The following is a 19,654-nucleotide window of genomic DNA, read 5'->3' as shown; positions in this document are numbered from 1 at the left end:
GCCTATGCGGTCAAACAAGAAAATCGTTCATATGACAACCGTGCACCATCCGTTTGACCCAAGAATTTACCATAAAGAATGCTTGTCCATTCAAGAAGCTGGGTACGATGTAACGCTACTCGCTCAAAAAGATCCGAACACTGGTGAGTTGAGTGAAGAAATTACACACATACCATTGAAAACATATGAAGGAAAATTAAAGCGGATGCTCTTTGCACCATGGCAAGCTTACAAAATCGCAAAGCAATTAAAAGCAGATGTTTACCACTTTCATGACCCGGAATTGATGCTCGTTGCCCGGTTTTTAAAAAAGAAAAATAATGTTGTTGTGTACGATGTGCATGAAGATTTCGTGACGAGTTTAATTAAAAAAGATTACTTAAATAAGTTTATGAAGCTATTCATCAAAAAGAGTTTCCGTTCAGTTGAGAAAGTAATTACAAAACCTTTTAAAAAAGTGTTGGCAGAGAAATACTATCAAGAGATTTACCCAACAGGCGAATGGGTATTAAATTACCCAACAGTAAACGAAAAATTCATTTCACATCGTCGTTACGTAAAATCAGTTGAGGACAAGCTAATCTATACAGGGAATGTGGATTTGGAAAGAGGCGCAAAAATTCACGGCAACCTGCCAAATATTCATCCGACGATTCAAATGCACTTTATCGGTAAATGTCCACGAAAGTTTGCGGATGAAATTGAGCAAGTTGCCGGTGAACACAAGGGTCGAATCCATATCCGTGGTATTGATCAATTCATACCAAAAGAAGAAATTGAACAAAGCTACCTCAATACGAATTGGTTAGCAGGTGTGGCTCTATTTCCGCCAACAGATCATTACTTAAAAAAGGAACTGACAAAGTTCTTCGAATACATGAATGCAGGTTTGCCAATTATTTGTTCGAACTTTGAACGTTGGAAAGAATTCATTGAGCGGTATCAATGCGGCATTGCCGTCGATCCGTACAATGAGCAAGCGATATATGAAGCGATTGAATACTTAAGAGAGAATCCGAAAGAAGCCCGCAGAATGGGTGAAAACGGTAAAAAAGCTGTACAGGATCAATTGAATTGGAAAACGCAAGCCAATCATTTAGTTGAATTATATGATGAATGGCTTTCAGAGATAAAATAGGTGATGAAATGCAACAATCAGATCATAACAATCCAACAGTCTCGGTCATCACGCCCGCATTTAATGCAGAAAAAACGATTCGCGGGACAATCGATTCAGTTTTAGCTCAAACGTATGAAGATTACGAAATAATTGTTGTCGATGATTACTCGACGGACCGGACAGTTGAAATCGTTGAAAAATATGCAACAAAAGATTCTCGCGTGCGACTGATCCAGTTAAAAGAAAACAGTGGCGCTGCAGTTGCGAGAAATACAGCTATGAAAGCAGCTAAAGGCAGATACCTCGCATTTTTAGATAGTGATGACCAATGGTTTCCGACAAAACTGGAAAAGCAATTAGCCTTTATGCAAGAAAACGACATTGCATTTTCATTTACGAAATATGTTCGAATGGATGATGAAGAAAAACTGACTGGACATACATCAAAGGCGCCTAAATCGGTAGGCTACCATGACTTGATGAAGCACTGTGTCATTGGCTGTTTGACTGTCATGATTGACCGAGAAAAGGTCGGATATCAAGAGATGGAAAACATCCGGAGAAGACAGGATTATGCTTATTGGTTAACACTAACCAAACAAGGCTTCAAGGCTTATGGATTTCCAGAGGTACTTGCAAAATATCGACTGGGACATAATACCGTTTCCAGTAATAAATTGAAAGCAGCAAAAGGTCAATGGTATGTGTATCGTCAGATTGAGCATCAGAACTTGCTAAAGAGCAGCTACTATTTTATTCATTATGCGTTTAAAGGAATCAAAAACGTATTGAAAACGAAGATGAGTAAAAAACAAGCCTGAAGGTTCAGTAAAATATGAGTAGGAGTTAGTTATGAAATCATATATTCAGGAAATCTTAAAAAGAAAAGACTTATTATATTATTTAATTAAATCAGGACTGAAAGCAGAACACCGAAACAGTTACCTTGGTTATTTTTGGTGGCTGTTAGATCCATTACTGAATGTGGTTGTCTATTTCTTCTTGGTCGTAATCGTTCTAGGCCGTGAAAGTGATGACTTCAATTATGCAGTGTTCCTCGTAATAGGTCTCGTCGCATGGCGTTGGATCAGTTCGAGCATCAGCAGTGCATCAAAATCGATTTTGCGATACAGTTCGATCATTAACCAAGTGAGTTTACCGAAAGCAATTTTTCCATTATCGTTTACATTTTCACAGCTCTTCAACTATTTATTTGGTTTAATCGTTGTCGCAGTGTTTTTATTATTCAATGGAATCATCCCTGGCTGGGAAGTCGTCTTTTTGCCACTCATTATGTTGGTTACATTAGTATTTTTGATGGCACTAGGTTTTTTCTTAGCTTATATTAATGTGTTTGTCAGAGATATTGATAATATCATGTCCCATGTCATTCGCGTACTCTTTTATGCATCGCCGATTATTTGGGAAGGCGGCCGATTGGCACGGTCGGATTACAACTTAGAGTGGGTCGTTGATTATAATCCGATTGCGATTATCGTTGACTCTTATCGTGATATTTTAATGTTCAATACGACACCTGACTTTATTGGATTGGCAGTCATCTTTGTGATTTCACTCGTCGTGATCGTATTGATGATCAACCATTATAGTAAGAATGAACATAAGATTATTAAAGTTCTTTAATAGTATTTTAGAAAGAAGTTGGTTGTGATGACCGAAAAAACACAAGATGTGATCAAAGCCCGTAACGTAGGCGTAGCTTTTGTCAATCATGATAAAGATGATATTAAGTCAAAAGTATTTCGTTTGTTTACGGGTAAGAAAAAAGATAAAGAAAGTAAAGAAACATGGGCATTGGAGGATATTACCTTCGATGGCCATGAAGGTGAAATTTTAGGAATCATTGGATCAAACGGGGCTGGGAAAACGACCGTAAGTAAAGTGGTCGCCGGAATTTTGGAAGCTGATCGAGGCTCAATCGAAGTTGACGGAAAAGTAACAGCTCTATTTTCTTATGGCATGGGTTTCAATGGGGAATTGACCGGAAGAGAGAACGTGTATTTGAATGGTATGATGCTTGGAATTTCCAGAAAGGTCATTAATGAATATATTGAAGAAATTGTGGCCTTCTCAGAAATTGGACAATTTATCGATCAACCGATGAAACGGTACTCCAGCGGTATGAAAGCGAGACTAGGTTTCAGTGTAGCGGCTCACTTACAACCAGAAATATTAATCCTTGATGAAGCACTGAACACTGGTGATGCCCGTTTTGGAAAAAAAGCTTCTGAGAAACTAAAAGAACTCGTCAAAAATGCAAAAATGGTTATTATGGTTACGCATAGTCTGCGTTTTGCACAACGAAACTGTGACCGTTTACTCTGGTTGGAAAACGGAAAAGTAAGAGATGAAGGTAACCCGAAAGAGATTATTCAAAAATATCGTGCAACATTACCAAAAGCAAAGCCTAGACAACGTCAGAGTTTACAACTGAACAAAACAGAAACGACCGTGTTGGACAAACCTGTCGTCAAAGCAGAAAACGTTGGCCTTAAATTCAACTTGAATCGAAAAACACCGTTTTGGGCAAATAGAGGATTGAGCTTTGAAATTAAAGAAGGCGAAGTCGTCGGGATCATTGGTCATAATGGTGCAGGTAAAAGTACGCTTTGCAAACTTTTGATCGGAATTTATAAACCAGATGAAGGTGAGTTAGAGGTCAACGGTGAAACATCGAGCCTTCTAGGTTATGGAACAGGATTTAACGCCCAGCTGTCTGGCGAAGATAACATTTATCTGAACGCTATGTTATTGGGAATCCCAAAAAAACGCGTACAAGAAAAGTATGGTGAAATTGTTGAATTCTCAGGAATCGGCAAAGCCATTTATCGCCCAGTGAAAACATATTCAAGTGGGATGAAATCGAGACTTGGGTTTAGTATCGCAGCTGTTCTTAAACCAGACATCTTCATTATCGATGAAGCACTATCCACAGGCGACGTTGCGTTCCAGCAAAAAGCCAGTGAGCGCATTCAAGATATGATGGAAAAAGCAAAAGCAGTCATCATCGTATCCCACAGCATGGGTTTTGTAGAAAAAGTTTGCACCCGAGCAATTTGGATGGAACAAGGACAAATCATCGATGATGGACCAGCAGAAGAAATCGTAGCGAAATATAGAGAAGCGATGACGGGAACACCAAAGAAAGTTGTATCGAAACCAGTGACTATGCAGAAGAAGAAACAATAGATTAAAAAAATGAAAGCCAATCTTTTTAGAAGGTGGGATTCAATATGGTTAATCCAGTCAAAAAAGCAGTGAAAAAAGGAATCGACGTTGGTGTTTATTCGTTGTTGACAGAAAAACAGCGAAAAGCAATCGGCGATGCCTTGCCGGAAAAACAAAAAAAGATGCTTCAAAAACTCATCAGTGGTGGAAAGCGTTCCGCTGAGAAGGAAAAAATGAAGCAGTTGAAATACCACCTATATAATTTAGGCTTTGAAACAAAAGCACTCGAGGACTTTGAGAACTTTTACCAAACGACAGAAAGCATCTCTTTGAAAAGAGAGATCGCCTGGGAGATTGCTCTTTGGCATATGGACCGGAATACAGCAGAAGGAGCTAAAAAAGCACTGCCATACATCAAACGCGCTGTTCGCGGAGAAACGAATCCTGACAAACTTCGAAAACTAGCTATCATCACAGCGGAATGCTGTGATCTTTTGCATGCTCAAAACACTGGAAAGAATGTCATCGATCAGGCATTACGGATGAAAGAGCATCCTGACCTCTACTTAGCAAAGGTAAATCATGAAACAAACATTGGCGACAAATTAAGCTTGATGAATAAAGTCATGGACTTGTATGACTTAGAGCGAATCACCTTTTTAGACCAAGAAGAACCAACCTATGACGACTTATGGATGGAATCAACGCTATTAACTCAACGGTTAGGCCCGAAAGTATCTGTTATTATACCGGCTTATAATGCAGGAGAAGGTTTACGGACGGCAATTGAGTCGATTCTTCTTCAAACATGGGGCAACTTAGAAGTTCTTGTCGTTGATGATCACAGTACAGACAATACGGTCGAAGTCGTCAAAGATTTTATGGAAAAGGATAGTCGTGTGAAGTTATTGCAAACACCACAAAATAGTGGTCCATATGTCGCACGAAACATCGCACTCCGAGAGGCGACAGGTGACTTTGTAACGATTAATGACTCAGACGATTGGTCACACGCCCAGAAAATCGAAATTCAAGTAAATCATTTAATCAAAAATCCACGTGTCATCGCGAACACATCTGAACATGCAAGGTTGACAGAAGACTTGACGTTCTATCGTCGAGGTACGCCAGGTAAATATATCTTCCCAAATATGTCTTCCATCATGTTCAGAAGAGAGCCAGTTCTTCAGAAGATCGGCTATTGGGATTCTGTTCGGTTTGCAGCTGATGGTGAATTCAAACGAAGAATCATCCAAGTGTTTGGAAAGAGAAAATACGTTGATTTAAAGACTGGGCCATTATCACTACCAAGACAGACAACCGCATCGTTGACAGGGAGCTCAGCCTTTGGCTATAACGGCCATTTCAAAGGAGTTCGTAAGCATTATGTTGGAATGCTCGAGAACTACCATGCCAATAACAATTTTCTCTATTATCCAATGAATCAATATAAACGACCATTCCCTGTTCCGGAACCAATGTGGCCAAACAAGGAAGAAAAAGTCGATGGAAAACGACCATTCAACGTGATCATCGTTGCTGATTTCCGTTACGACTATATCGCAATTCCGATTGCGAATGAACTACAACAGTTAAAGAAAAAGTTCAATCGAATCGGTTTAGTCCAAATGTACAACTATGATCTATCGAAAAAAGACCAACTACAGCCATCGATTCTCGAGCAACTTGATGAAGAACACGTACAGTTTATCGTTTATGGAGAAAAGATCGATACAAACTATTTGGTTATTTACCAATCAGACATCTTATCACCTAAGCAGAAGTTTATTCCGGCAATCCACTCGACACAGACATTTGTCAAAGCGGAGAGTCAAGGAGATACAGCTGAGTCGGTAGAAGAGTATTTTGATGTCAATCACATTATCTATATGAATCGTCCAATTGCTGAAATGATAGAAATGGTGGATGAGGGAGAATAGGCACATGTTAGAACAGGATCGGATCTCGAAAGTTGAATTTGCTGAACAAATGAAAGAAAAAGAAATAGAAAAGGAAAAGTTGCTCCGGGAGCGCAACGAGATTCGTATGCAATTGAAGCAGAAAAGAAGGACGTTCGGCGAAATTCAGTCTTTCGTAAAATCCGTCGGTAAACTAAAAAGAAACACGACTCGCCAAGTAAAACTACTTGGTGGAATCGCGCTGAGACGGAGAGATCCTAGACAACTGTACAGCAAATCCTACAGACGAAAACATGCAGAAAATCAACTGAAGAAATACCGAATGTACTTATATGAATACGGTTTGGAAGAAGCTGTCCTGCAAGACTTAAGAAAAAAATTCGCCAATCCGAAAAATACGTACGAAAAAATTGCCATCGCAAAAGAACTATTATTATGGCATGCCAACCGATATACAAGCTTTGACGCCGAATCTGCATTGTCTTATGTGAAAGTATTGGCCAACGAAGCAGGTGATCATAAACAAATTCAACAGTTAGCCATCATGGAATCAGAGCTACTGATGACCCTTGATCGCCCAGTCATGGCAAAAGAGATTCTCCTTCGAGCCGACACACTTCAAAAAAATCCTGATGTACTGCTTGCCTTAAGTAATGTAGAGGCAAAGGTAAATGAAAAACTAGACTGGGTCAATCAAGTTTTCACGGATTACGGATTGGAGACCGTTTACCTTCATTCCAAAAAAGCAACGAGCCTGTATGATCGATTGGCAGCAACAAGGCCGGAAAAAGCGATTGAACATGGACCAAAAGTATCGATATTATTACCCGTATATAATGCGGCAAATGGAATCGAAACAGCGATCGATTCAATATTAAGTCAAAGCTGGAAAAACATTGAGCTGCTTGTGATTGATGATCAAAGTACCGATCATACGACACAAATTGTCGAGTCTTATATTGAGAAAGACAGTAGAGTAAAACTTCTGCACACGCCAGAAAATAGTGGACCTTACGTCGCTCGGAACATTGGATTGACGAATGCCACTGGGGACTTTGTGACAGTCAATGACGCAGATGATTGGTCACATCCAAGGAAAATTGAGCGACAGGTGGACCACCTGCTTAAGAATCCTGAGATAATTGCGAACACGAGTGAGCATGCTAGATTGACAGAGGATTTGAATTTTTACCGACGAGGACTCTTTGGCAAGTTCATTTTTCCGAATATGTCTTCCTTAATGTTTAGAAAAAATCCTGTCATGACGAAAGTCGGTTACTGGGATGAAGTCCGCTTTGCAGGTGACGGGGAGTATAAACGCCGGTTAGTTCATGTATTCGGTAAAGAAAGCATCGTCGACTTGGAAACAGGACCGTTATCACTACCAAGACAATCAACGAACTCATTGACGGCCAGTAGTGCTTTTGGCTATGATGGCCACTTTAAAGGAGCAAGAAAAGAATACGTTGAAAGTTTTGAGTCGTTTCATAATCAAGCAGATACACTCGGTTATCCACAACACCAAAGAGAGCGGCTTTTTCCAGTACCTGAACCAATGAAACCGGAACGAAAAAAAGCGAAATGGAAAACAAGACATTTCGATATCATTATCGCAACAGATTTTCGTCAATCAAATGACCGATTGATTCAAGAACTACAATTATTAAAAAAGCTAGGGAAGCGGATTGGATTTGTCCAATTAATTGAATACAGACATCAAGCTTCGAAAATAATTGATCAATCATTCCGGGCTGAAATTAACGGAGATACCATTCAAATGATTACTTACGGAGAAAGAGTTTCCTGCTCATTATTATTCGTTTACGGTTTGAATGGATTGCAAGAAATTCAAAAATTCATACCTGAAGTACAAGCCCAGACAGTAAAAATGATTTTGTATGATGAAGAAAGTATACGATCTAGTAAAATTCAACCAATAAGGTTGTCATCACATCGATTACTCCAATACTTCAACCGAAAAGGAAAGTGGTATGTGGCTGACAACACACTAAGGGAAGAATTATATGAAAACCATGCTCGTGAAATGCGAAGCATAGATCTGTCTACAAAAAATTGGCCTCATGCGAAGGCAGAACCCGAAAAATACCAAAAGATGATCGAAGAATTTTTCAGTCTATACACAAAGGAGGAAAATCGATATGACCGAATCAAACAATAATCAAGCTTCTTTTAGCGATACCGAAATGGATGATGAAATACTTGCTAAAAAGTTGTATAGACTGGAAAGTGAAATCGCACAAATTAAACGAGAAATCAATAGTGGAAAAAAAGAGATTCAACAAATTGAAAATAGCCGTGCGTGGAAATTAGGAAGTAAAGTGAAGTCTACAAATGTAGATTCTGACTCATCTTCAAACGAAGAAATAAAAAACAGATTAGCAACCATCCAATCATCCATCTACACGTTACAAACCGAATTGAATCGGCTTCGCATGGACGACCGTCTTCTAAACACGTATCAGATGATGCAAACCTTGACAGACGAACATCAAAAGGGAAATCTGATTGATTTTATAGAGGACCTCGTAAATCAAAAAAAGGTACATGATCAAAACTATCTCGATACATTCCATCACGCAATTCGACTATTTAACCGACCAGAAATGAAAAAATATCAGTTAGTCGTTTTCGATTATTTGCTTAAAGCGATGGCGGCAGAAGACGTCTCGGAGCCCCTCGTGCGCAGTGCATTAACTGATCATCCACTCTCTTTACAGTCAATTTCATCATTTCGAGGAAGCTTAACGAAAAGAATTCGCCAACACCAATTGGACGGACCGCTTTCTGATTGGATTTTGGACGATAAATCGGTAGCATACCAATTCATAGATCAATTAGGAGTCAGAAGACCTACAACGAGTAAGAAAGGCTATACGAAAGATGAGCTGCCTTTACATGAAGGGACCGTTATTAAACCGTTGAATGGAGCAGGAGCTCGCGGTGTTTATCTATTACATACAGCAAACGATATTGTCGACATTAAACGAAATCAGACGCTACACAATACCGACCAGCTTCTCGAGCAAATGGAAAAAGACTTAGAAACAAAATGGGTTAGCGAGGATTCTTGGGGTTATGAAGAATTAATTTATGAAAACCAAGACAACAAACATCCTGCTAGAGATTTGAAATTCTATAGTTTTTACGGAAAAACCCCCCTGGTTTTGGAGATCATCCGATACCCAGAGATGCAATATTGTTGGTGGACCTCTGAAGGGAAACCATTGCTTACTGGTAAATACAATGATCAACTGTTCGTAGGAAAAGGATTCACCCAACAAGAATTAGCACAAGTCAATGAAATCAGTCGACAAATTCCATCCCCGTTCATGCGAATCGACTTTTTGAGGGGAGAAAATGGTTTAGTTTTTGGAGAATTTACTCCAAAACCCGGCAATTATGATGAGTTTGAGGAAACAATCGATCGTTGGTTGGGCGATTGCTTCCTAGGAGCCGAAAATCGATTAGTGACAGACATGTTACAGGGGAAGAAATTTGACGCATTTAGCGATATACTTAAGGCATAGAGAATAAAATGGAGGCTTTCAACAATGAACGAGCAAGATAATCAATGGCTGGATCATCTTCCGCCTGAAATATTAGATGGAATTCAAGGCAACTATCTCGATTCATATGCTATCGCTTTAGAAGGTTGGCGCAGAGGGTTGACGTTAAAGTGGCATGTGAAGGACAATGAAAAATTCAAAGAAATGGAAACGTGGTTTGTGGATGAGCCCGGCCAGTTGTTCTCATTATTTAACGGTCAAAGAACGCATTACTTTTTTCGAAGCCGTGGAGACCTTGTATCCAACGAGGCAGTTCAAATTGGGAAAGATAAAACAGCTACAAAACAAATTTTGAAACAACACAATATCCAAGTTCCTGAAGGAAAATCATTTCCTAATAATACTGCGAAAGAAGATATAATCCAATACGCTAAACAAATAGGTTTTCCAATAGTCATTAAACCTAAAGACGGTAGCTTAGGTAAAGGTGTTTTCACATATATCCTTTCTGAAGGAGAACTCGATTTTTCGATCAATGAATTAAAAGCACAATTTCCACATGAAGATATCATTGTCGAGAAACATATTGAGGGTGACGATCTTCGTTTATATGTCGTAGACAATCAAGTTGTTGGTGCAATTAAAAGACTTCCGCCAAATGTGACAGGCGATGGAAAAAGCACCATTCGCGAACTCGTCAGACAAAAAAATAATGATCGAAAAAAGAACCCAAGATTAATAAACTGCCAGATTAAAAACCGTAAAGAAATCAAAGAATTTATCGGAAGAAAAGGCTTAACTCTTGATTCTATTCCTGAAGCAGGAAAACAAATTTTCTTAAGTAAAAAATGTAATATATCAATGGGTGGAGATCCGATTGATGTATTAGATAGCATCCCGAATGAAGTAAAAGAATTGGCAATTCAATCATTGCAATCAATACCAGGCCTTACACACGGCGCAGTAGATATCTTGATGAATGAAACCAATGGAGAACTGAAGAAAGCTGCTGTATTGGAAATTAACCCGACAGCACAACTTGGTGGAATCTTATTTCCGATTAAAGGAAAGTCTAGGGATATTCCAAAGGCACTTGTTGATTATTATTTTCCAGAAACAGCACCGATTACAATCGATAATTACTCAATGTACTTCCCATTTTATGATGTCATTGAACCATTAATCAATCGACAATCTGCAGTTACAACAGTTACACCTGCACCTGTAGGAAAGATCTACAAAAAGAAATATATTGTGACTGGTGAAGTTTCGAATATCGGCTATCATCGTGGACTCCGTAAACAGGCTTTTGAAAGAGGATTACACGGATATGTCTTAGGATTAGAAGGCGGAGACATGGAAGTAGTAGTTGCCGGTACTGATCCAGAGATGGTAGATGACTTTGAAAATGGTTTTTATGAAGATCCAGAACGAGGTCAAGTCGAATATGTATATAAAAGTAATTTTACCGGATATGTAAATATCGGATTTGAAGTGAAACGAGAGCTCAAAACTCAAATTGATGAAATTAAACAAATGCGCAAAGATCTAGAACGTATTGAATCAGATATCAAGAAGTCGGAAAAAGAGAGACGCAAATTGGAGCAAAGTCTTTCTTGGAAGGTTTCAACACCAATTCGAATCGTCGGTGGATTGGTCAAGAAAGTCAAGAAGTAATGTAGTGGAAGTGAGATTTAGGAGGCGTAAAAAATAAAATGGAAGAACAACAAGGTATTAGTTTACCTCAACTGACAAATGAAATTGTCAAAAATGCACGAAAAACAAGACTAGACTCATTCGCCGTTGCTTTAGAAGGGTGGAGAAGAGGTCTAAAATTGAAGTGGTACACCAAAGACTCCGAACACTTTCAAGACATGATTATTTTTGGAGTTAATCCACCTGGCAGACTATTTTCACTAAGTTCGGAAGAGAGAACTCACTACTTCTTTCGAACACGAGGAGATAAAGTTCAAAATAGCGCTGTTGAGATTGGATCAGAAAAAGATGATACAAAAGAAGTTTTACTCGAAAAAGGTGTTCCAGTTCCTCTAGGAAAAGGATTTGAAGCTGAATCGACAGATGAAGAAATTATTAAATACAGTAAAAAGCTTGATTATCCACTTGTTCTTAAACCAACAAATGCAAGTTTAGGAAATGGCGTCGTCACGAATATCCAAGATGACGAAGGGTTTTTAAAAGCATTAGAGTATGTTCGACAAGATTTAGGTTATGGGGAAGTAATCGTTGAACAATTCGTTAAGGGTGAAGAATATCGGGTATATGTCATAGAAGATGAAGTAATTGCAGCATATAACCGAAAGCCAGCAAATATTACAGGCGACGGGGTTCATACAATTGAGGAATTAATTGCATTAAAAAATAGAGAACGACGCAAAAATGCGCGTTTAAATAGCTGTTTAATTGATATCGATATCGAAGTACTTGAATTTATCGAATCATTCGGTTATACACTGGAGAGTGTTCCGGCAAAGGGTAAACAAATTTACTTGCGACAAAAAACAAATGTTTCATCTGGTGGAGACCCAATTGATGTTACAGACTCCATTTCAGATGAAGTAAAGCAGATAGCTATTGATGCTGTAAAAGCAATTCCTGGCCTCCTTCATGCGGGTGTAGACATCATTATTAATGAAAATAGGAATATTGATGCGGAAGGTTTGGTTATTGAAATCAATCCAACGGCTCAAATTGGTGGCATCCTTTATCCACTAGAAGGTGAAGCAAGAGATATTCCGAAAGCTATTGTCGATTACTATTTTCCAGAAACAAAAGGTTTTGATACATCCAAATCAAAAATTTATTTTGATTTGGTCGAAGTGCTAGAACCGTTGGAAAATCGCACAGCATTAGAAGTCGAGGTAGCCCCTGCACCTCAAGAAAACTTATCAATGAGAAAGTTTACTGTTATTGGCAACGTCCAAAAATATAGCTATCATCAATGGCTGAAAAAGAAAGCATTTGAGATAGGCGTTCATGGCTCTATACAAAATAATGTTTTTGATGAAATCGAAATTATAGTGGCAGCCGAAAAGAGTGAACAGCTTTACGAGTTTAAAGAACAAATTAAAAACTGCCCTCAGCATGCGACAGTAAATAGTATTAAGGAAGAAATGCACAATGAACCCATTACAATAGGCTTTGAGATTACAGAGAAATTTAAAGCTACGAATCCTAAATCTGTCAATTATACACATCGAAGAATGGAAAAAGATTTGATTAATAAAGAACGATATCTGAATAGAGTTAATAAGGATATTCAGCATATTTATAACAGTCGATCTTGGAAAGCTACCGAACCGTTGAGAAAAGTGAAGGATAAACTAAAAAGATAACTTAGGGAGAGATCATTTAGTGAGTAATTTTCCTTATTGGTTAACAAAGCCTATGATGGCTGGCGCTCGACGATTTAATTTGGATGCATTTCTATTGGCGTTAGAAGGATGGCGTCGCGGCCTTACGTTAAGGTGGTATCATGAAGTTCCACCCGAAAGTAATATAAAGTTAATTGGATTTACCCCGGTAGGAAAAATTTTCTCATTATCGGATGGTAATAAAACACACTTTTTTTATCGGTCTAGAGGAGATTTGGTTTCAAATAAAGCAGTGGATATAGCTGGGGATAAATTCGAAACTAAGAAACTATTATTACAAAGCGGTGTTAATACCCCTGTCGGTCAGAACTTCAATAGCTCTCACTCAATTGGAGATATAATTAACTATGCTCTAAGTCTCAATAGACCGATTACTATTAAACCCACTTTAGGTAGTCTTGGTAATGGTGTATTTACTAATGTAACAACGGAAGCAGATATTAAGTATGCGGTTAATTATATTCGAAATGAGCTTGATTACATTGATGTTCTAGTCGAAGAGTATATTACAGGTGACGATATTCGAGTATATATCGTAGGTGGAGAAGTTGTAGCAGCGACAAAGAGAGAGCCTGCGTCTATTATTGGTGACGGTGAACATTCCATAGAATATTTAATTGAATGCAGAAATAAAGAAAGAAAGAAAAATCCACAGTTATCCACTAGATTAGTTAAAATTACGGATGAATTAAAAAACTACTTGAATAATCAAGGACTAACGCTTCAAGCAGTTCCTGAGCAGGGCTCCAAGATATTTCTGAGTGGTAAAGCCAACGTCTCGTCCGGTGGTGATTCGATAAATATTAGCCAAGTACCAGAGCATGTCAAAGAACAAGCTATAAAAGCACTTGAGGCATTGCCAGATATACAACAGGGTGGTGTTGATTTGATTTATGATGATCAACAAGCTTCTGTTCTTGAAATCAATGCAACTGCAGGGATTGTGTTGCATATTTTACCTGCTATTGGAGAGCCAATAAGGGTAGAGGAAAAAATCATTGATTATTATTTTCCTGAGACAAAAGGTTTTAACTTGGATAACAAAGTATACTTTAATTATAAAAAAGTGAATGAGTTACTGACAAATCAATTGGTTAGCGATTTACAAATTACTAAACCACCAAAATATTCGTTAATAACACGAAAATTTATAGTAAAAGGTAAAGTTCAGGGTGTTTCTTATCGTCGATATGTTCAGAAGCATGCAATTGAGTTGGGGATAAATGGGTATGTAAAGAACTTGAAAAACGGGAACGTAGTTATAGTATTAGGTGCAGTAGATGAGATGCGAATTAAAGAATTTAAAGAGGTATGTAAAGCAGGGTCTAGGCGCTCTGTTGTTCAGCAATTAATTGAAAAAGAATGGGATAAACAAATTAATATTGGATTTGAAGTTAGGAAATAAAAGATCTGGTTAATTGGAGTGAATTATTTATGAAAAAGGAATATGAATGGCTTCCTGAACTTAATGGAACTATCCCAAATGAAGCGTTTGGCTACGCAGTTAGCGTCTATTCAATCGCATATGAAGCATGGAGAAGAGGCTTAACGGTTTCATTCAAAAATATTTATCACAGGAGTGGAAAATTCGAGCCTAGGTATTCAATATCTTCAGGTGATAACAAGCTTGTTTTTACACATACCAGACCGAATGTTGTGTCGAAGGAAGCAATAGATATATGTGTCAATAAGCAGAAAACGAGAGAATTCCTTGCTGAGAAAAATGTTAATGTTCCACAAGGTTTAGTACTTTCAAGTTTAAATGAAAGTGAGATAAAAAAGAGTATTAATCACTTGGATTTCCCATTGGTTATTAAACCTCTAGATGGGAAAGGTGGAAGAGGAGTTATCACAGGTATTGATGATTTCAAAGAATTGTTTGATAACATAAACTACTTAAAGAATGATTTAAATATAAATGAAATTATAGTAGAAGAATATATTGAAGGAGAAGATTATAGGGCATTTGTAATTGGAGATAAAGTTATTGGTGCGTTTAGGAGGTTACCCCCTCATGTTATAGGTGATGGAAAGAATTCTATAAAAGAATTGTTGAAACGGAAAAATCAGATTAGAGTAAAGATCCCAGGAACTTATAATATGAAAGTAACAATTAATGAAGAAGTTAAAAGAGAGCTTGCTAAGCAAGATTATAACATTAATTCTATTCCTTCTGAAGGGGAATTTGTCCGCTTAAAAACGAAGAACAATGTTTCCTCTGGTGGTGATCCGATCGATGCCACTCAAGAACTTCCTGAAGATGTGAAAAAGGACTTAGTTCAAGCAGTTAAATCAGTTCCGGGTTTATTACAAGGTGGAGTTGATGTGATTTATGATAAAAGTACTGGGCGTCATGCCGTTTTAGAGATAAATACGCGCCCGTCAATAAGGAACCACCTTTATCCAATAAAAGGTAAGGCGCACCCGATCCCGAGAGCCATTATTGATTATTATTTCCCAGAGACTACAGGTATAGATTATAGTGAAACAACACCTCGGTATTACTTTGATTATGTTTTTGTTAAAGAGCATATTTTAAATAACAGGTTAAAAAGTTTTACTTTGCCTGATCACCCTTATGAACCTAATTTGATTTCAAGAAAGATAGAGTTTTATTCCAAACAGGAAATAGATAAACTACAGAAATTTGTTAGAAGAAGATTTCATAAAATGCTATTCAATGGCGAACTAAATTTAGTTAAAAAGAATAGATATGAAATAACAATTGCTGGAAACAGTCAAGATGTGGCTTATTTCATTGATCAACTCAAATCCAAAAAGTATATTTCAAAAGTTAAAGAAAGCCCTTATACCAAGCCGATAAGAGTGGGTTTTACATTTAATGATCATTATATTGGCGATTCAAAAATGTTGAAAAAAGTGAGTCAAAAGGATAAGGAGATCAGGAAGTTAAAAAAAGAAATTACGAAAATGAAGGACAGTAAATCATGGAAGTTAACTGCTCCCTTAAGAAAGCTTAAAAATAAAATCAATAAATAAGGTTTGAAAAGAGGTCGCTCATATGAAACCGACTATGTATTTAGATATTCCTACTATTGGAGTCACAGGAAGTTTTGGAAAAACAACAGTAAAAGAAATAACTGCATCAATTTTAGCTACCAAATATAATACGTATAAATCACCAAAAAACTTCAATCTGCCTAATAAAACAAGAGAACATGTGGAGGATATTACCGATAAGCATGAGGCTGTTGTTATTGAGATGGCAATGAGCAAAAAAGGTAGAGGAAAGAAACAATGCACTGTTATTCAACCGAGTATAGGAGTAATTACGGCTATAGGACATGCTCATTTCGAGCGATTTTCTTCCATTGAAGATGTAGCTAAGTCAAAATCTGAAATGATGAAGTATATGAAACAAGATGGGATCCTACTACTAAATAATGATGACGATAATTCAAAGTTAATTAATACAAAATACTTTCCTGGAAAAATTATTAAAGTAGGAAGGACAGCTGGATCAGATTATGTAGCATCTAACATTTCTTATAACAGAGATGGTATGACGTTTGATGTGAAGTTAAATGGAAAAAGTGAGAGTATGTTCATTAACTTACTTGGAGAGCATAGTGTAATTAATTCATTGTTTGGTATAGCTATTGCCGACCAACTCGACGTAACCGCAGACCAAATTAGAGAAGGATTAAAAGAAGTAAACTTACCTAGAGGAAGATTAACCGTTGATAACTTTGAAGGTAATCGAACATTGGTTGATGATTCATACAATGCAAATCCTGCCTCAATGATATCAGGCTTAAATGTTCTTAATGATTTTGTTAGTAGTAAAAGGAAGATTGCCTTACTGGGTGATATGGTAGAAATGGGGAATTACACGAAAGAAGGTCATGAGAAAGTAGGCTCTTCGTTAGTCAATTATAATTTAGATCAAGTATATCTGTTCGGTGAGAGTTCAAAGTATATAAGAGAGAAAGCAATTGAGGTAGGGTTTCCGAAAGAGAAACTGATTCATTACGATGATATAGAACAACTTATTAATGCAATTAATGAAGCCTTTTCAGAAGATACGGCTTTACTAGTTAAAGCGTCTAGGGCAACAAATTTAAAACGGGTAGTAGATTTCTTGCTTAAAAATTACAAAAGCATACATTAATCAGAGGGATGAGGTTAATTTATGAAAATATTGGTGATCTATGGAGGAGAATCCAGTGAGCGTGAAGTATCTTTAAAAACAGGAAAAGGTATTTATGAATCCTTAATAAAACAAGATTATAACGCTTCTCTATATGATTTTAAAATAAACCAACTTAATGAACTAATTGTTGAAATTGGAAGCCATGATCTTATTTATATAGCTTTGCATGGTAAAGATGGAGAAGATGGGAAAATACAAGCCTTACTACAATTGTTAGGTAAGCCATATATAGGTTCTGATCACACGTCATCTAGCTTGGCAATAAATAAATCCTTAACGAAGGAAATTGCTAATCAAAAGAATATTCCTACAGCAAATTTCTTAAGTATTTCGAATTCAGATGATCTAAATTTGAAATTAGACACTGTCAATTCAAACTTTTCATATCCTATTATCGTAAAACCTAATAGAGAGGGATCAAGCTTTGGTTTTTCAATTATAAAGGAAAAGAGCGATTTAGAAAAAAGTGTTAATAATGCATTCAAGTATGATAAAGAAATATTGATCGAGGATTATGTAAAAGGACAAGAGTTTACAGTAGCTATATTGGACGATGATGGACCAGTTGCTTTACCTGTCATTCAAATTATACCTAAGAATGAATATTATGATTTTGAGTCAAAATACACAGAGGGTGGTAGCGAACATGTTTGCCCTGCTAATATTGAAACTTCATTAGAAAAATCCTTAAAAGAATATGCAATAAATGCTCATAAAGCCTTAGGATGTAGACATTATTCACGAGTTGATTTTATTGTGACTGACCAGATGGAAATATTTATGCTAGAGGTTAATACTTTACCGGGAATGACACCAACTAGCTTATTCCCAGACGCAGCTAATGCTTATGGTTTAAATTATGATCAATTAATTTCCCACCTAATAAAATTGGCGAAGAATTAACGGAAAATGGCAATAAAAAGGGTGACCAATTTCTCCACAGGAGTTGGTCACCTTAATTTTTGTGATTTTAATTTAAATTTTGATTATGAAGGTTAGTTTCTGACATTTCCAAAACTACTCGCCGGGCTAATAGTAAGGTGGGATCAATCTTTACCATACTGTTTTTTACATATGGAAAAATCAAAGGAATTTCGGTACAGCCACCAATAACGCCAACAACCCCTTTTTGCTCATAATTCTGCAAGATATTAAGTAATCTATTAAGAGACTTACTAGGTAACTGTTCACCTTTCTTTACATCAAGTATTACCTCTGAAACAGTCCTTTGCTCTATTTCATTAGGCGTAATAAGTTCAATATTACTATTCATAAATTGGTTACTATAAATTTTACGTTCAATAGTTCCAGGGGTAGCCAATAATAATAATTTTTTATGATGGTAGAATTTATTCTTATTTAATATATTATAGGTATTGGTAACCATGTTAATGATAGGTGTTTTTATCGCATCTTGGAGCTCTTCATACCAATTGTGTGCTGTATGACAAGGCATAACAATTGAATCTACATTAAGTTTCTCTAATTCTTGTGCGGTTTGAATTAACGCTGGTAGTGGACTTGGACCGTTTCTCAAAATCGCATCAACCCTTGAAGGGATTTGAGGGTTATTATAAATGACTATTGGTAAATGGTCTTTTTCTTCATTAACTGGAGTTTGGTTAACTATTTTATTAAAGAGGTCTACAGTCGCAGCTGGCCCCATGCCTCCCAATATTCCAACTGTTTTCATTTTTGTTATTCACACTTTCTATCTTCATATAGTAAAGTTTTCTACCTAAACATAATATAATGATTCCCGCCAATTCACAATAATATTTACTTAATGCAATAAAAATTTAATATTTCTTTATATTCGTTCAAAAGTAGTATAAACTTTTTTGGGATATCATGGTAACATTATACGAGAAAATGATTTTTCTTCTTACTTAAAGAAGTGATAGTCTTTAAACTGAAGTAGAGACATATTTACGAAGGGGGATTCTGTTTGAAACGAAAGAAAAATCTTTTTTTAGTTTCAATTTTTCTTGTTTTTTTCTTAATAATGGTGCCGTCGGTGGTTGGTGCTGAGGAAAGTGATGAATCAATTGTAGAAGATACTGAAGTCGGTGAGAATGAAAGCGGTGAAGCCGAGTCGGAGGAATCCGAAACAATTGAAACTGAAGATGAAACCAGTACGAATGAATCAGCTGGTGAAGAATCAACTGACGATACCGTTGATCATGAAGGTGAAACGTCAGAATCAAAAGAATCAAGTAATGAATCTGATGGGGATCAAAAAGAATCAGCGGATTCAATTGAAGATCAGGAAGAGAATCAGGAGAAAAAGCAGCTAGATTCCGAGAAAGATAGTAAAGAATCTACATATGAAG

The 19,654-nt window shown here is 37.0% G+C and carries 14 protein-coding genes and 1 pseudogene; 14 read left to right on the top strand and 1 reads right to left on the bottom strand.

The window, feature by feature from the left end:
• Window positions 1-4 precede the first annotated feature (4 nt).
• Genes KQ486_RS12805 through KQ486_RS12745 form a run of 13 tightly spaced genes read left to right on the top strand, consistent with a single transcriptional unit; the run spans window position 5 to window position 18,224 of the window.
• On the top strand, window positions 5-1,138 hold the full coding sequence (locus KQ486_RS12805) for a glycosyltransferase (protein ID WP_216687852.1): 1,134 nt from the start codon (window positions 5-7) through the stop codon (window positions 1,136-1,138).
• Window positions 1,139-1,146: 8 nt separating this feature from the next.
• Window positions 1,147-1,941: a glycosyltransferase family 2 protein gene (locus KQ486_RS12800; protein ID WP_216687851.1), complete on the top strand. Its 795-nt coding sequence runs from the start codon at window positions 1,147-1,149 to the stop codon at window positions 1,939-1,941.
• 31 nt (window positions 1,942-1,972) lie between these two features.
• The gene (locus KQ486_RS12795; protein ID WP_216687850.1) at window positions 1,973-2,764 is read left to right on the top strand and encodes an ABC transporter permease; all 792 of its coding nucleotides are present in this window, start codon (window positions 1,973-1,975) and stop codon (window positions 2,762-2,764) included.
• Window positions 2,765-2,791: 27 nt separating this feature from the next.
• The gene (locus tag KQ486_RS12790; protein WP_216687849.1) at window positions 2,792-4,330 is read left to right on the top strand and encodes an ABC transporter ATP-binding protein; all 1,539 of its coding nucleotides are present in this window, start codon (window positions 2,792-2,794) and stop codon (window positions 4,328-4,330) included.
• A gap of 44 nt (window positions 4,331-4,374) precedes the next feature.
• A complete protein-coding gene (locus KQ486_RS12785) occupies window positions 4,375-6,249 on the top strand; it encodes a glycosyltransferase family 2 protein (RefSeq protein WP_216687848.1) in 1,875 nt (624 codons plus the stop codon).
• A gap of 4 nt (window positions 6,250-6,253) precedes the next feature.
• Window positions 6,254-8,407 (top strand): glycosyltransferase family 2 protein, encoded by a 2,154-nt coding sequence (locus tag KQ486_RS12780; RefSeq protein WP_216687847.1) that lies wholly within the window; start codon window positions 6,254-6,256, stop codon window positions 8,405-8,407.
• Window positions 8,388-9,776 (top strand): ATP-grasp fold amidoligase family protein, encoded by a 1,389-nt coding sequence (locus tag KQ486_RS12775; protein ID WP_216687846.1) that lies wholly within the window; start codon window positions 8,388-8,390, stop codon window positions 9,774-9,776. The genes KQ486_RS12780 and KQ486_RS12775 overlap by 20 nt, the downstream gene beginning before the upstream one ends.
• A 24-nt stretch (window positions 9,777-9,800) precedes the next feature.
• Complete coding sequence (locus tag KQ486_RS12770) at window positions 9,801-11,432, top strand: acylphosphatase (protein ID WP_216687845.1); 1,632 nt, start codon at window positions 9,801-9,803, stop codon at window positions 11,430-11,432.
• A gap of 38 nt (window positions 11,433-11,470) precedes the next feature.
• On the top strand, window positions 11,471-13,108 hold the full coding sequence (locus KQ486_RS12765) for an acylphosphatase (RefSeq protein WP_216687844.1): 1,638 nt from the start codon (window positions 11,471-11,473) through the stop codon (window positions 13,106-13,108).
• 19 nt (window positions 13,109-13,127) lie between these two features.
• Entirely contained in the window at window positions 13,128-14,552 is a 1,425-nt protein-coding gene (locus KQ486_RS12760; RefSeq protein WP_216687843.1) for an acylphosphatase, read from the top strand.
• A gap of 29 nt (window positions 14,553-14,581) precedes the next feature.
• Complete coding sequence (locus KQ486_RS12755) at window positions 14,582-16,147, top strand: ATP-grasp domain-containing protein (protein WP_216687842.1); 1,566 nt, start codon at window positions 14,582-14,584, stop codon at window positions 16,145-16,147.
• Window positions 16,148-16,169: 22 nt separating this feature from the next.
• Window positions 16,170-17,279 carry a UDP-N-acetylmuramoyl-tripeptide--D-alanyl-D-alanine ligase gene (locus KQ486_RS12750; RefSeq protein ID WP_216687841.1) on the top strand — a complete coding sequence of 370 codons (1,110 nt, stop codon included), beginning with the start codon at window positions 16,170-16,172 and terminating at the stop codon, window positions 17,277-17,279.
• A 21-nt stretch (window positions 17,280-17,300) separates the two neighbouring features.
• Window positions 17,301-18,224, top strand: a complete 924-nt coding sequence (locus KQ486_RS12745) for a D-alanine--D-alanine ligase family protein (protein ID WP_216687840.1) — start codon at window positions 17,301-17,303, stop codon at window positions 18,222-18,224.
• A 67-nt stretch (window positions 18,225-18,291) separates the two neighbouring features.
• Here the strand turns inward: KQ486_RS12745 and cuyB are convergent, their stop codons facing one another.
• Window positions 18,292-19,014, bottom strand: a complete 723-nt coding sequence (gene cuyB / locus KQ486_RS12740) for a cysteate racemase (RefSeq protein ID WP_216687839.1) — start codon at window positions 19,012-19,014, stop codon at window positions 18,292-18,294.
• Between the two features lie 255 nt (window positions 19,015-19,269).
• On the opposite strand from cuyB, the pseudogene KQ486_RS12735 reads away from it, so the two are divergent.
• Window positions 19,270-19,654, top strand: a pseudogene (locus KQ486_RS12735) (hypothetical protein); the annotation flags it as partial.

This window comes from Allobacillus halotolerans, assembly GCF_018967645.1.
GTDB classification, from domain to species: domain Bacteria; phylum Bacillota; class Bacilli; order Bacillales; family Alkalibacillaceae; genus Allobacillus; species Allobacillus halotolerans.
This window is presented reverse-complemented; position numbering and strand designations above follow the sequence as displayed.

Bases quoted from the DNA above. Each gene is read 5' to 3' on its own strand.
- KQ486_RS12800 (WP_216687851.1), top strand. From the start codon at position 1,147: ATGCAACAATCAGATCATAACAATCCAACAGTCTCGGTCATCACGCCC.
- KQ486_RS12755 (WP_216687842.1), top strand. From the start codon at position 14,582: ATGAAAAAGGAATATGAATGGCTTCCTGAACTTAATGGAACTATCCCA.
- KQ486_RS12745 (WP_216687840.1), top strand. From the start codon at position 17,301: ATGAAAATATTGGTGATCTATGGAGGAGAATCCAGTGAGCGTGAAGTA.
- KQ486_RS12775 (WP_216687846.1), top strand. From the start codon at position 8,388: ATGACCGAATCAAACAATAATCAAGCTTCTTTTAGCGATACCGAAATG.
- KQ486_RS12795 (WP_216687850.1), top strand. From the start codon at position 1,973: ATGAAATCATATATTCAGGAAATCTTAAAAAGAAAAGACTTATTATAT.
- KQ486_RS12750 (WP_216687841.1), top strand. From the start codon at position 16,170: ATGAAACCGACTATGTATTTAGATATTCCTACTATTGGAGTCACAGGA.
- KQ486_RS12785 (WP_216687848.1), top strand. From the start codon at position 4,375: ATGGTTAATCCAGTCAAAAAAGCAGTGAAAAAAGGAATCGACGTTGGT.
- KQ486_RS12765 (WP_216687844.1), top strand. From the start codon at position 11,471: ATGGAAGAACAACAAGGTATTAGTTTACCTCAACTGACAAATGAAATT.
- cuyB (WP_216687839.1), bottom strand. From the start codon at position 19,014: ATGAAAACAGTTGGAATATTGGGAGGCATGGGGCCAGCTGCGACTGTA.
- KQ486_RS12770 (WP_216687845.1), top strand. From the start codon at position 9,801: ATGAACGAGCAAGATAATCAATGGCTGGATCATCTTCCGCCTGAAATA.
- KQ486_RS12790 (WP_216687849.1), top strand. From the start codon at position 2,792: ATGACCGAAAAAACACAAGATGTGATCAAAGCCCGTAACGTAGGCGTA.
- KQ486_RS12805 (WP_216687852.1), top strand. From the start codon at position 5: ATGCGGTCAAACAAGAAAATCGTTCATATGACAACCGTGCACCATCCG.
- KQ486_RS12780 (WP_216687847.1), top strand. From the start codon at position 6,254: ATGTTAGAACAGGATCGGATCTCGAAAGTTGAATTTGCTGAACAAATG.